Source organism: Blastomonas natatoria (genome assembly GCF_003201955.1).
Taxonomy (GTDB): Bacteria; Pseudomonadota; Alphaproteobacteria; order Sphingomonadales; family Sphingomonadaceae; genus Blastomonas; species Blastomonas natatoria.
Genome location: NZ_QJJM01000001.1, coordinates 309,869 through 321,792 on the forward strand (window position 1 = coordinate 309,869; position 11,924 = coordinate 321,792).

The window sequence follows — 11,924 nt, forward strand, 5'->3', positions numbered from 1 at the left end:
GGGAACAGGCCTCTCCTGGAGTTGCGCGCGTCCTTCGCTCAGACCGCGTCGTTATCCCGTTCACCCGTGCGGATGCGCAGAGCCGTCTCCACCGGGATCACGAAAATCTTGCCGTCACCAATGCGGCCGGTCTGCGCGGCGGCCGCAATCGCCTCGACCACACGCTCGGCCAGCGCATCATCGACCACCACCTCAAGCTTCACCTTGGGCAGGAAGTCGACGATATATTCGGCGCCCCGGTACAGCTCGGTATGGCCCTTCTGGCGGCCGAAGCCCTTGGCCTCGGTCACGGTGATGCCGGACACGCCGACTTCGTGCAGCGCCTCCTTCACCTCATCGAGCTTGAACGGTTTGATGATCGCCTCGATCTTCTTCATAAGTCCCTGATCATCCTGTCGTCATCCGCCAGACCCGCATGGGGTCGGGCGGTAATGGGAAAGAACGGAGCGGCAAGCCGCGCCGTCATGATATGGCTGCAGAGGCATCCGGTGCTGCACGCGGCAGGCTTTCCCGAGTCCCCCATTGACTGCTACCAAACAATTAACGTGCCAAGACGCATTCCGCCACAAAAGCTTGTGTGCGGTGCAATAATATTGCGGGGCGTGATGGAATTGCGGGCAGGCGGGCGTAGCGATGCCCAAATTTTGGGCAAGCGCTTGGACGACGAGCGCTGCTTGCCTCCCGTCCCGCTGGTAGGATATAATCGCACCAAAGCGAAAGGACCATCATGGAAAAGGCCAGCATCACCCTGACCGACGCGCATCACAAGCTGCTGCATGCAGCCGTCGAAGCAGGCGAATATGCGAGTATCAGCGAAGCGATCCGCGATGCCCTGCGCGGCTGGGAACTCGAACGCCAGATGCAGCAGGCCGAGCTTGAGCATCTGCGCCGCGAAATCCGGAAAGGCATCGACGATATCGAGGCTGGACGCGTTGTCCAATGGGATCCTGAAGCGATGAAGCAGCGCCTTCGCGCCAAGTTTGCCAAATGACCCGACTTACAGTCTCGGCTGAGGCTCAGGTGGACCTTGACGGGATCGCGGAGTACATTGCCCGCGACAATCTGGCGGCAGCCGAACAGTTCGTCGACAAGCTGGCCGGGATGTTCGACCGACTTTGTGAAGGGCCTGGCATAGGTTCGCCGCGGGACGACCTGATGCCCGGTCTGCGGGGACGCGCCTTCGGAAGCTATATCATCTACTACCTTGCTCGCCACGAGGTGCTGGAAATTGTGCGCGTCATTCATGGTGCCAGAGATCAGGCCAAGATTTTCGGCGCGTTACCAAACCCTTCTGACTAATAAGGCGGCCGGTCGAGCCCCTTCGCGCTCTTGGTGAAGATTTCACAGCCGGTTTCGGTGATGCCGATCGAATGTTCGAACTGCGCCGAGAGCGAGCGGTCGCGGGTCACGGCGGTCCAGCCGTCCTCGAGCATCTTCACCGCATGCTTGCCGATATTGATCATCGGCTCGATGGTGAAGAACATGCCGGGCTTGAGCTCGGGTCCGGTGCCAGGGCGGCCGACATGGACGACTTCGGGCGCATCGTGAAACAGCTTGCCCAGGCCATGGCCGCAGAAATCGCGGACGACGCCATAGCGGTGCTTTTCGGCATAGGACTGGATCGCGTGCGCGACATCTCCCATCGTGTTGCCGGGCTTGGCCTGCTCGATGCCGAGCATCAGGCATTCATAGGTCACATCGACCAGCCGCCGCGCCTTCACCCCGACATCGCCGATCAGGAACATGCGGCTGGTATCGCCGTGCCAGCCGTCGACGATCGGGGTGACGTCGATGTTGACGATGTCGCCGTCCTTCAGCTTGCGATCGCCGGGGATACCGTGACAGACGACATGGTTGATCGAGGTGCAGCAGCTGTGCGTGAACCCGCGATAGCCTAGCGTAGCCGGGATGCCGCCGCCGGCCAGCATCAACTCGCGCGCCTTGGCGTCAATCTCTTCGGTGGTCACGCCTTCACGCACGAATGAGGTCAGCTCGTCGAGCACATGCGCGGCGAGCTGGCCCGCCTTGCGCATGCCCTCGAAACCTTCGGGGCCGTGCAGCTTGATCGTGCCGTCGCGCATCGGCGTGTCGGCATTGGTGACATGGGCATATTGGTTCATGGTGATTCCATATAGGGCAGGGCGGAGCGATTTGCGACCCCGGATCGGATCGGACTTAGTCCGTTGACTTAGTCCGGTCAATGGACTAGCTTCACGCCCATGACCAGCATCGTCAACGTCCATGACGCGAAAACGCATTTTTCCAAGCTGCTCGACCGTGCGCATGCGGGCGAGGAGATCATCCTGGCCAAGGCGGGCAAGCCCTATGCGCGGCTGGTGCCTTTGGAGCGGCCTAAAGTGGAGCGTCGACCGGGTCGGCTAAAGCTTGCCAATCGCATTCCCGACAGCTTTTTCTTCGATCCGCTGCCCGAGGAAGAGCTTCGCGCCTGGGAATGACCGACTATCTGTTCGATACGCATGCACTCGTGTGGTGGTGGCTGGGGGACCCGGCCTTGCCGCGCGAGGTGGCGGAGGAAATTGGCGACGAGCGCAACACCATATTCGTGAGCGCCGTGTCTGCTTGGGAAGTCGCAACCAAATGTCGCATCGGCAAATGGGAAGCTGCCATTCCGGTATACGAGAAGTTCGAGCATCTGGCGCGAGCAGACGGCTTTTTCGAACTTGGCGTCAGCGTGTCCAATGGCCTGCTCGCGGGCTCTCTGCCTGGCGAGCATCGCGACCCGTTCGACCGGATGATCGCAGCGCAGGCGATCCACGACGACCTGACCGTTATCACCCGCGATCCGGCGCTGGCGGCGCTTGGGTGCCGTACCTTCTGGATCGAATGAAGGGGCTCCGCACGAACCGCTTGCGCCGGTTTGCCCACGCGCTAAACACCGGCGCATGACCGCAGACGCCACCGCTTCCACCCCCCGCATCTGGACCGCCGCGCTGATCGTGATCGGCGACGAAATCCTCTCCGGCCGCACCCAGGACAAGAATGTCGCGCAGGTCGCGACCTGGCTGAACGTGCAGGGCATTAGGCTGAAGGAAGTGCGCGTCGTCGCCGATGATATGGACGCGATCGTCGAGGCGGTGAACATTTTGCGCGCCCGCAACGATTATCTGTTCACCACCGGCGGCATCGGCCCGACGCATGACGATATCACTGTCGATGCAATTGCACAGGCACTCGGCGTCGAGGTCGTCATTCACCCGGTCGCGCGCGCGGTGCTGGAACGCTATTACGCCTCGCGCGGCGGGCTCACCGAAGGGCGGCTGCGCATGGCGCGGGTGCCGGAAGGTGCCGAACTGATAGAAAACCGCATGTCGGGTGCACCAGGCATCCGCATCGGCAATGTGTTCCTGATGGCAGGCGTCCCGCATATTACCGCAGGAATGCTCGATGCGCTGACCGGTACGCTCGAAGGCGGGCTGCCGGTGCTGTCGGCAACTTTGGGATGCTGGGTCGCGGAAAGCGAGGTGGCGAACATGCTGGGTGCGACCGAGCGCGCGCACGAGCAGTGCCAGATCGGCAGCTATCCGTTTTTCCGCGAAGGCCGGGTTGGCGCGAATTTCGTCATTCGCTCGGTCGACCAGGCGGCGCTCGATGCGTGCGCGGCAGAGCTGACCGCATCGCTGGAAGCGGCCGGGCGCGAAGTCACGCCCGGCGGCATCTGATCAATCTTCAGGAGCGATCGCGACCTTCAGGCCGTCGAGCGCGTCGGTCAGCTGGATCTGGCACGACAGGCGCGAGGTCTCATTGCGGTGGTCCGAGCTGTCGAGCAGGTCATCCTCGTCGGCGCTGATCGGGGGCAGCTTGTCCACCCAGGCGCCATCGACATGAACATGGCAGGTCGCGCACGAGCAGCATCCGCCGCACAGCGCCAGAAGTTCGTCAAAGCCGTTGTCGCGGATCGCTTCCATCACCGACAGGCCGGTATCGGCTTCGATGGTGCTCTCTTCGCCCGCGCGATTGATGACAGTCAGCTTTGGCATGGAAACTCCCCATATTGGAAACGGGCATTGGCCCCCCGAATGCGGTTGCTATGATCAACGGCAAGCGCGATTGCAAGCGGCAGAATGGATGAGGATGCAGATATGGGATTGACCGCAGAGCAACTGACCGGAGGGCTGGATGCCGTCGCCGCGCGAGAACCGGCAATTGCCCGGGCGCTGGAAATTGCCGGCTATCCCGAGACCCGCATCCGCGATCGTGGCTATGCGACGCTGCTGCGCACGATCGTCGGCCAGCAGGTCAGCGTGGCGGCGGCGGCGTCGGTCTGGAACAAGCTGGAAGCGGCGTTGGGGAAGGGCTGCGCGCCCGATGCGCTGATCGCGGCAGATTTCGATGCCCTGCGCGCCTGCGGCCTGTCGCGCCAGAAACAGGGCTATGCCCGATCGCTTGCGGAACTGGTGATGAGCGGCGGTCTCGATCTCGAAAACCTGCCGCAAGATGACGAGGCCGCGATTGCCGAGCTGGTGCGGATCAAGGGCATCGGCCGCTGGTCGGCGGAAATCTATCTGCTGTTTGCGGAAGGTCGCCCCGATATCTGGCCCGCCGGCGATCTGGCGGTGCAGGCGGGCATCGGCCGCATCCTGGGGCTGGAGGCGCGGCCTTCGGAGAAGGACACACGGCTGCTCGCCGAGCCCTGGTCACCGCATCGCGGCGCGGTCGCGATCCTCACCTGGCATTGCTACAACAACGCCGCGCTGTAAGGGTCATCCCTTGTAAAGGATCCGACCGCTCGCCAGACGGCCGCGGCTGAGTGCTGTCACTTCCTTCAGGAAGCTGGTCGGCTTCTTGAAGAACTTGCTGCCGGGGTTGATCTTCAGACCTGCTGCGGTGGCGATTTCACCGATGAAATGCACGCAATTGGCCTTATTGAGATTGTAGTTCTTCTGCGGCTTGTTGCGCCACTTGTCGGCTACCGCCATCACCGCGCGATATTCGGCGTCGGTCAGCTCATAGCTGAAATGCGGCGCGCTGCTGGCGATATATTTGGGCTTCACCACGCTGACCTTGCCGTCGACCCAGCCGAACAGGATGCTGGGGCCGGTGCTGATCGCGGTGAAGCCGACATTGGTGTCCACGACCTCGCCGGTCGAATCCACCTTGCCCTTCAGCGTCGCGAAGGCATGCGGAAACTGGCTGCCCAGCTCGTGGCTGTAGAAGGTGATGGTCACGGCAGCATGCGCGGCATTCGCGCACATCAGCATCGGCGCGATGAACAGTGTCAGCAGCAGGCGCTTGAACATCATGGATTCTTGTCCTCGGTCTTGGCGGAGATGGCCCTGTCCAGCCAGATAGCCGAATCGGACGGGCTTTGCTTGTCGGCGTCCCTGTCGACGCGATAATTGGCCTCTCGCATTTTTTCCACCGGGATTGCGCCGACCAGAGGCTCAAGCGCCGCAATCAGGCGGGGGTCGGCAGCGGCTGAGCGGCTGGCGAGCAGGATCGCGTCGTAACTGGGCACAGCCCCTTTGGGGTCGGCGAGCACGACCAGGCCGTTGGCGGCGATGCGCCCGTCCGAGCTGAATGCGGAGATGATGTCCGCCTCGCCAAGGGAAAGTGCGCGGTACATGAAGGTCGGCTCGAAGGCCCGGCGGGCCTTGAACCGCAGCGGGTAGGCCTTTTGCACCATCTGCCATTCGGGGCGTTCCAAGAACTCGACATCGGTACCGAACACGAAATCGGGCGCGACGCGCACGACATCGTCGAGGCTGCGCAGATTGAGGCGTTTCGCATCGTCGGGCCGCACCGCAAAAGCATAGGTGTTTTCGAAACCCAGCGGGCCGATCAGCCGCACCCCGTGCTGCGTCTGCGCCCAGCGCGCGATCTCGGCGAGCATCTGCGGGCGCGGTTTGCTGTCCTGTCGCTGCATCTCGTTGGTCCAGATGGTGCCAGCATAATCGACATAGACCTGCACCTCGTCGCTCGCCAGCGCGCGATAGACGACGGCGCTGCCCAGACCCTCGCGATAGCGCACGGCATAGCCTGCCGCCTCCAGCCGCCGCCCGATCAGTCGTGCAAGAATATACTGTTCCGAGAAGCGCTTGGCCCCAATGGTTACGACAGGCCTGTCGGTCTGCGGCGCGGGCCAGAGCGCGAGGGCTAGTCCCAGCGCCAGTGCTATTGCGGCGCCCCAGATGCGCGCATGGCGGCGGTGCGCGATGCCGCTTTCGATCAGCCCGAGCAACAGATCGACGGTGATGGCAAGCCCTGCGGCGGCGAGGCACCCTTCGAGCACCAGGGTCCAGTTCTGCGTCTGCAGCCCGGCGAAGATCAGGTCGCCCAGGCTTGGCTGGCCCACGGTGGTGGACAGCGTCGCTGCGCCGATCGTCCAGACAGCGGCGGTGCGCACGCCGGCCATGATCGTGGTCGAGGCCAGCGGCGCTTCGACCAGCCACAGCTTCTGCAGGCCGGTCATGCCCACGCCATCTGCCGCCTCGACCATGGCCGGTTCGACCGAACGCAGCCCGGTCACCGCGTTCCGCAGGATCGGCAGCAGCGCATAGAGCGTCAGCGCCAGCAGCGAGGGGAGGAAGCCCAGCGGCGAGATTGCATCGCCGAACAGGGCGGAGAGCGCCAGCAGCAGCGGAAAGAACAGCGCAAGCAGGGCCAATGCTGGAATGGTCTGGACCAGGCTGGCAAAGCCCAGGGTAATCCCGGCCACCGTGCGGTTGCGCACCGACCAGATCGCGAGCGGCAGCGCGATGACCAGCGCAAGACCCAGCGCCGCAAAGCTCAGTTGCACGTGCTGCGCAAGCAGGTCGGTCAGGCGGGGCCAGTCTATGGGCACGGGATCAACTCGCCACCGTTTGATGCATACGTCCCTCGACCTTGGTCCACCCTGAGCGGCTGGCTTGCCAGCCAGCCGAAGGGCTCGGGACAAACGGAGATGGGCGAGTTGCGGATTTGCGCTTTTTGCCACCAAACCACACCCGTTTGTCCCGAGCGAAGTCGAGGGACGTGATCGTTAACCCAAGCCCCACGCTCAACCCCCGCTCCGCATCGCGGTAATTCGCTCCGCCTGCAAACGCGGTACCGCGACCAATGCCTCGGCCTCCGCCCCGCACCCTCCTGCGATAAGTTCGGCAGGCTCCGCCTCGGCAACGATCCGTCCGCCGGCCATCACCCACACCCGATCCGCAAACAGCAGCGCCTCGGCCATGTCGTGCGTGACCATGATCGTGGTCAGGCCCAGCCGCTCGTGCAGGGCGCGATACTGTTCGCCCAGCGCCTCGCGCGTGACCGGATCGAGCGCGCCAAAGGGCTCGTCCATCAGCATCAGCCCCGGCTCGCCCGCCAGCGCGCGCGCCACGCCGACGCGCTGCTGCTGGCCGCCGGAAAGCTGTTCGGGCAGGCGCGCGGCGAAATCGCGGGGAAGATCGACTAGGTCGAGCAGATCGCCCACCCGGTCGCTGGCCAGCGTCTGCCCCGTTGCCAGCCGCGATCCGATGCCGATATTCTGCGCGACGGTCATGTGCGGGAACAGGCCGATATTCTGGAACACATAGCCAATCGAGCGGCGCAGCCGATGCGGTTCCCGGCCGGCCACGTCCTGGCCGTCGATGCGGACGCGGCCCGAATCGGGTTCGATCAGCCGGTTGACCGTCTTGAGCAGCGTCGACTTGCCCGATCCCGAGCTTCCGACGATGGCAACAAATGTCCCGGGAGAAATTGTCGCACAGATCGTGTCGATCGCGATGGTCGTGCCATAGGCCTTGCCCACGCCCTCGAACGCTACGGCAGGGCCGCGCGCGCCTTGCGGCCGAGAAGGAATGGGGGAGGTCGCCATGCGGGACCGCTTATAGGCGGGTGGGGGCGCTGCTGGCTACCCACTTGCGCGATCTGCAAGGCGACCATAGCATGCGACCAAACCCACCATCCGTTTGTCCCGAGCCCTTCGGCTGGCTGGCAAGCCAGCCGCTCAGGGTAAACCGAAGTCGAGGGACGTGCTCGCAACCGCTGGCGCATACGTCCCTCGACTTCGCTCGGGAACTCGGAGAAGTTGGAGCGAGGGGAGCTTAATCATATGACCGAGACCAAATATATCTTCATCACCGGCGGAGCATCGGGCATCGGACGGGAAGTCGCGCGCTATTTCGCGCAGCGCGGCTGGTTCGTGGGCCTGGCGGATGTCAACCGCAAGGGCATGGAAGAGACCGCCGCGATGCTGCCGCCCGGCATGTCCTCGATCCACCCGCTGGACGTGCGCAGCCGCGAGCAATGGACGACCGCGCTGGAGGCCTTTGCCGAAAAGAGCAGCGGCAAGCTGCACGTGCTGTTCAACAATGCGGGCGTCGGCATCGGCGGGCCGCTGGAAAATCACAGCGAGGACGATATCGAGAAACTGGTCGACATCAATTTCAAGGGCGTTGTCTATGGCGCGCATATCGGCCACAAATATCTGAAAGCGACGCCCGGATCGTGCCTGCTCAACACCTCGTCGGCGAGCGGCATTTACGGCTCGGCGGGCCTGTCGGTCTATTCGGCAACCAAGTTCGCGGTGCGCGGGCTGACCGAGGCGCTCGATATCGAATGGAGCCTCGACAACATCCGCGTCCGCGCGCTGCTGCCGAGCTTCATTGATACGCCGCTGCTGGAAGGCACGCCTGCCAATTCCAACCAGTCGATCGGCGCAAGCGTCACTGCGGCGGGGCTGGAAATCGCGCCGGTCTCGCTGGTCGCGGAGGCGGCGTGGAATGCGGTGCACGATCCCAAACATGTGCACAGCTATGTCGGTCCGACCGCCAAGCGGCTGGCCTTTGCCGCCAAGTGGATGCCGGGATCGATCCGCAAGCGCGGCGGCCTGATGGTAAGGGAGAGTCGGGGTCAGTAAGGCCCCGTTTTCATCCGGCGCAGAGCGAAGCGTTCAGGGCTGTCTTACCGAAATCCGTCGCGCTGGCAGGCTGAAAGGCTAGCAAGGATAAGGCTCAGTTCGCGCCGACGGAGTCGCGGACGACGGCGATCCCAGCTTCGCGCTGACGCTTGAGTTCCTGTTTCAGCTTGGCCGGGTCTTCGGCGACGATGAAGCCGAAGCTCACCCCGCCCTCCTTGCCGATGGTGGCATGATGCAGCTTGTGTGCCTGCACGAGGCGCTTGGCATAGCCGCTCTTGGGCACCCAGCGGAAATAGCGCTGGTGCACCAGCCCGTCATGGATCAGCGTGTAGATCGCGCCATAGATCATCACGCCGACGCCCATCCAGGTCGCCGGTTCCCACAGCCATGCGCCGATGATGAACAGGCTGATCGAGATGGCCGAGCCAACAATCGCGTACAGGTCGTTCTTCTCGAAGGTGTTGTTGTGCGGCTCGTGATGGTCGCGGTGCCAGCCCCAGCCCCAGCCGTGCATCACATATTTGTGGCTCCACCACGCCACGAACTCCATGAACGCGACCGAGGCTATGACGATGCCGAAGTTGATAAGGGCTTGCATGCCACCAGAATAGGCGCATTCGCAGGCCGATTGAAGGGGGCATATTGTCCCAGTTGCAATCGCAACCAAATCCGCGCTGGATTTGGGCTTTCGCTTCTGCCAAGCGACCAGCGAAGACCGGTTCGAAGGGGTAATCTGCACGATGACTCAGGCAAGGACGCTGTACGAGAAGATCTGGGACGCGCATGTCGTCGATCAGCGCGACGATGGCACCGCGATCATTTTCATCGATCGTCATCTTGTGCACGAAGTGACCAGTCCGCAGGCGTTCGAAGGGCTGCGCATGGCCGGGCGCAAGGTGCGCAGGCCCGACCTGACGCTGGCCGTTCCCGATCATAACGTGCCGACAACTGCGCGGCTCGATGCCGACGGCAACCGCATTCCCATAGCCGATCCCGAAAGCCGCGCTCAGCTCGAGGCGCTCGAGCGCAATGCGCCTGCCTTCGGTGTGCCCTATATCAGCGCTACCGATATCCGGCAGGGCATCGTCCATGTCATCGGCCCCGAACAGGGGTTCACGCTGCCTGGCTGCACAATGGTCTGCGGCGACAGCCATACCGCCGCGCATGGCGCGCTGGGGGCGCTGGCCTTCGGCATCGGCACCTCGGAAGTCGAGCATGTGCTGGCGACGCAGACGCTGCAGCTCAAGCGCTCGAAATCGATGGAAATCCGCGTCGAGGGAGATCTGCCGGCAGGTGTCAGCCCCAAGGACCTGATCCTGCACATCATCGGCCAGATCGGCGCAGCAGGGGGCACCGGTCATGTCGTCGAATATCGCGGTCGCGTATTCGAGCAGATGTCGATCGAGGGGCGTCTCACCATCGCCAACATGTCGATCGAGGCAGGCGCGCGTGCCGGACTGATTGCACCGGACGACACCACCTTCGCCTATCTCAAGGGCCGTCCGATGGCGCCCAAGGGGGCAGATTGGGACGCTGCCGTCGCGTATTGGCGCACGCTCAGGACCGATGACGGCGCAGTGTTCGACAAGAGCGTCGTCATTGACGCCGCCGATGTCGCGCCCTCGGTCACCTGGGGCACCAGCCCCGAGGATGTCGTGCCGATCACCGGCGTCATCCCCGATCCCGAAAGCTTCGAGGATGCCTCCAAGCGTGCCGCCGCGCGGAAATCGCTCGACTATATGGGTCTGACGGCAGGCACGCCGCTGGCTGAGGTTCTGGTCGAGCATATCTTCATCGGCAGTTGCACCAACAGCCGCATCGAGGATCTGCGCGCGGCTGCCGACGTGCTGAAGGGCCGCCGCAACGCCCCCGGCATCAAGTCGGCGCTGGTCGTTCCCGGCTCGGGCCTGGTCAAGCGCCAGGCCGAGGAGGAGGGGCTCGACCGCATCTTCATCGAGGCCGGATTCGAATGGCGCGAGCCGGGCTGCTCGGCGTGCCTGGGCATGAACCCCGACAAGGTGCCGAGCGGCGAACGCTGCGCCTCGACCTCCAATCGCAATTTCGTCGGCCGCCAGGGGCCGGGTGCACGCACGCATCTGGTGTCGCCCGCCATGGCGGCAGCAGCGGCGGTCACCGGGCGGCTGGCCGACGTGCGCGAACTGGTCTGATCGAATACCCTTGCCACAGCTGACGGATGCAGAGACAATTCCGGCTGATCGTAAGGAAAACAGGAGCAATTGAGATGCGCAAGCTGCTGATTCTACTGGCGATTTCCGCCGGTCTTGCCGCCACTCCCGCTGCGGCGCAGCAGGCCGAGGTCAAGCTGTGGCGGCTCGATTGCGGGACGGTTGCGGCGAACGATCTCAACGCCTTTTCGGACACCCAGGCCTATACCGGCAAGTCGAAGCAGCTTGCCAGCAGCTGCTATCTGATCAAGCACGGCAGCGATTATCTGCTCTGGGATACGGGCCTGCCCGCCGCGATGAAGGGCAAGCCGCTCGATCCCAACGCCAGCATGGATGCAACGGTTACGGTCACGATCAAGGAACAGCTGGCCACGCTCAATGTCGATCCGGCGGCGATCAAATATGTCGGCGTCAGCCATTATCATTTCGATCATATCGGCCAGCTTGCCGAATTTCCGGGTGCGACGCTGCTGGTCGGCAAGAATGACTGGCAGGTGGTGACCACCGATCCTGCGACCTATGGCGCCGACCCCAAGCCTTTCGAGGCCTGGATCAAGGGCGGCAGCAAGGTCGAGGCTGTGGCCAACGACAAGGACGTGTTCGGTGACGGGTCGGTGACCATGTTGCGCCTTCCCGGGCATACGCCGGGGCATAATGGTCTGCTGGTGCGATTGAGGGGCAAGAAACCCTTCCTGCTCACCGGCGATCTTGCGCATTTCAAGGAGAATTACGCCAGCAACGGCGTGCCCACCTTCAATTACGATCGTGCCGAGACACTCGCTTCGCTTGACCGGTTCAAGAAACTGGCCGACAATCTGGATGCGACAGTGATCATTCAGCACGAACCGGCAGACATCAAGAAGCTGCCGGCATTTCCCCTGGCAGCGGAGTAG

Annotated in this window: 16 protein-coding genes; 9 read left to right on the forward strand and 7 right to left on the reverse strand. The window is 63.4% G+C overall.

Annotated features, from left to right (window positions below; translation table 11 throughout):
- Nucleotides 1-38: 38 nt before the first annotated feature.
- Nucleotides 39-377: a P-II family nitrogen regulator gene (locus tag C7451_RS01605; RefSeq protein ID WP_060977474.1), complete on the reverse strand. Its 339-nt coding sequence runs from the start codon at nucleotides 375-377 to the stop codon at nucleotides 39-41.
- A gap of 350 nt (nucleotides 378-727) precedes the next feature.
- Between C7451_RS01605 and C7451_RS01610 the strand changes: the two genes are divergently transcribed.
- Together C7451_RS01610 and C7451_RS01615 are read left to right on the forward strand one after the other, a co-directional pair.
- Nucleotides 728-991, forward strand: a complete 264-nt coding sequence (locus tag C7451_RS01610; protein ID WP_110297215.1) for a type II toxin-antitoxin system ParD family antitoxin — start codon at nucleotides 728-730, stop codon at nucleotides 989-991.
- The gene (locus C7451_RS01615; RefSeq protein ID WP_110297216.1) at nucleotides 988-1,299 is read left to right on the forward strand and encodes a type II toxin-antitoxin system RelE/ParE family toxin; all 312 of its coding nucleotides are present in this window, start codon (nucleotides 988-990) and stop codon (nucleotides 1,297-1,299) included. The genes C7451_RS01610 and C7451_RS01615 overlap by 4 nt, the downstream gene beginning before the upstream one ends.
- Here C7451_RS01615 and map read toward each other — a convergent pair.
- Nucleotides 1,296-2,120 carry a type I methionyl aminopeptidase gene (gene map, locus C7451_RS01620; RefSeq protein ID WP_110297217.1) on the reverse strand — a complete coding sequence of 275 codons (825 nt, stop codon included), beginning with the start codon at nucleotides 2,118-2,120 and terminating at the stop codon, nucleotides 1,296-1,298. The two genes, C7451_RS01615 and map, sit on opposite strands and share 4 nt — an antisense overlap.
- A gap of 99 nt (nucleotides 2,121-2,219) precedes the next feature.
- Between map and C7451_RS01625 the strand changes: the two genes are divergently transcribed.
- From C7451_RS01625 to C7451_RS01635, 3 genes are read left to right on the forward strand one after another with little or no spacing between them, the layout of a single operon-like run.
- Nucleotides 2,220-2,456 carry a type II toxin-antitoxin system Phd/YefM family antitoxin gene (locus C7451_RS01625; RefSeq protein ID WP_060977478.1) on the forward strand — a complete coding sequence of 79 codons (237 nt, stop codon included), beginning with the start codon at nucleotides 2,220-2,222 and terminating at the stop codon, nucleotides 2,454-2,456.
- Complete coding sequence (locus tag C7451_RS01630; protein WP_110297218.1) at nucleotides 2,453-2,848, forward strand: type II toxin-antitoxin system VapC family toxin; 396 nt, start codon at nucleotides 2,453-2,455, stop codon at nucleotides 2,846-2,848. The genes C7451_RS01625 and C7451_RS01630 overlap by 4 nt, the downstream gene beginning before the upstream one ends.
- 55 nt (nucleotides 2,849-2,903) lie before the next feature.
- Nucleotides 2,904-3,680, forward strand: coding sequence for a competence/damage-inducible protein A (locus C7451_RS01635; protein ID WP_110297219.1), 777 nt, complete (start codon nucleotides 2,904-2,906; stop codon nucleotides 3,678-3,680).
- On the opposite strand, the gene C7451_RS01640 is transcribed toward C7451_RS01635, so the two are convergent.
- Nucleotides 3,681-3,998, reverse strand: coding sequence for a 2Fe-2S iron-sulfur cluster-binding protein (locus C7451_RS01640; RefSeq protein ID WP_110297220.1), 318 nt, complete (start codon nucleotides 3,996-3,998; stop codon nucleotides 3,681-3,683).
- 102 nt (nucleotides 3,999-4,100) lie between these two features.
- On the opposite strand from C7451_RS01640, the gene C7451_RS01645 reads away from it, so the two are divergent.
- Complete coding sequence (locus tag C7451_RS01645) at nucleotides 4,101-4,718, forward strand: DNA-3-methyladenine glycosylase family protein (RefSeq protein ID WP_110297423.1); 618 nt, start codon at nucleotides 4,101-4,103, stop codon at nucleotides 4,716-4,718.
- 3 nt (nucleotides 4,719-4,721) lie between these two features.
- Here C7451_RS01645 and C7451_RS01650 read toward each other — a convergent pair whose 3' ends face one another.
- The 3 genes from C7451_RS01650 to C7451_RS01660 all read right to left on the reverse strand — a co-directional run bounded on the left by C7451_RS01650 (nucleotide 4,722) and on the right by C7451_RS01660 (nucleotide 7,801).
- Nucleotides 4,722-5,261 (reverse strand): aldo-keto reductase family protein, encoded by a 540-nt coding sequence (locus tag C7451_RS01650; protein ID WP_110297221.1) that lies wholly within the window; start codon nucleotides 5,259-5,261, stop codon nucleotides 4,722-4,724.
- Nucleotides 5,258-6,802 carry an ABC transporter permease/substrate-binding protein gene (locus C7451_RS01655; RefSeq protein ID WP_110297222.1) on the reverse strand — a complete coding sequence of 515 codons (1,545 nt, stop codon included), beginning with the start codon at nucleotides 6,800-6,802 and terminating at the stop codon, nucleotides 5,258-5,260. Before C7451_RS01655 ends, C7451_RS01650 begins: the two co-directional genes overlap by 4 nt.
- Nucleotides 6,803-6,997: 195 nt before the next feature.
- Nucleotides 6,998-7,801 carry an ATP-binding cassette domain-containing protein gene (locus C7451_RS01660; RefSeq protein WP_110297223.1) on the reverse strand — a complete coding sequence of 268 codons (804 nt, stop codon included), beginning with the start codon at nucleotides 7,799-7,801 and terminating at the stop codon, nucleotides 6,998-7,000.
- Nucleotides 7,802-8,038: 237 nt separating this feature from the next.
- Between C7451_RS01660 and C7451_RS01665 the strand changes: the two genes are divergently transcribed.
- Nucleotides 8,039-8,845 (forward strand): SDR family oxidoreductase, encoded by an 807-nt coding sequence (locus C7451_RS01665; RefSeq protein ID WP_110297224.1) that lies wholly within the window; start codon nucleotides 8,039-8,041, stop codon nucleotides 8,843-8,845.
- A 94-nt stretch (nucleotides 8,846-8,939) separates the two neighbouring features.
- Here C7451_RS01665 and C7451_RS01670 read toward each other — a convergent pair whose 3' ends face one another.
- Nucleotides 8,940-9,443, reverse strand: coding sequence for a sterol desaturase family protein (locus tag C7451_RS01670; RefSeq protein WP_110297225.1), 504 nt, complete (start codon nucleotides 9,441-9,443; stop codon nucleotides 8,940-8,942).
- 142 nt (nucleotides 9,444-9,585) lie between these two features.
- On the opposite strand from C7451_RS01670, the gene leuC reads away from it, so the two are divergent.
- Nucleotides 9,586-11,013, forward strand: a complete 1,428-nt coding sequence (gene leuC / locus C7451_RS01675; protein ID WP_110297424.1) for a 3-isopropylmalate dehydratase large subunit — start codon at nucleotides 9,586-9,588, stop codon at nucleotides 11,011-11,013.
- A 74-nt stretch (nucleotides 11,014-11,087) separates the two neighbouring features.
- The gene (locus C7451_RS01680; RefSeq protein ID WP_110297226.1) at nucleotides 11,088-11,924 is read left to right on the forward strand and encodes an N-acyl homoserine lactonase family protein; all 837 of its coding nucleotides are present in this window, start codon (nucleotides 11,088-11,090) and stop codon (nucleotides 11,922-11,924) included.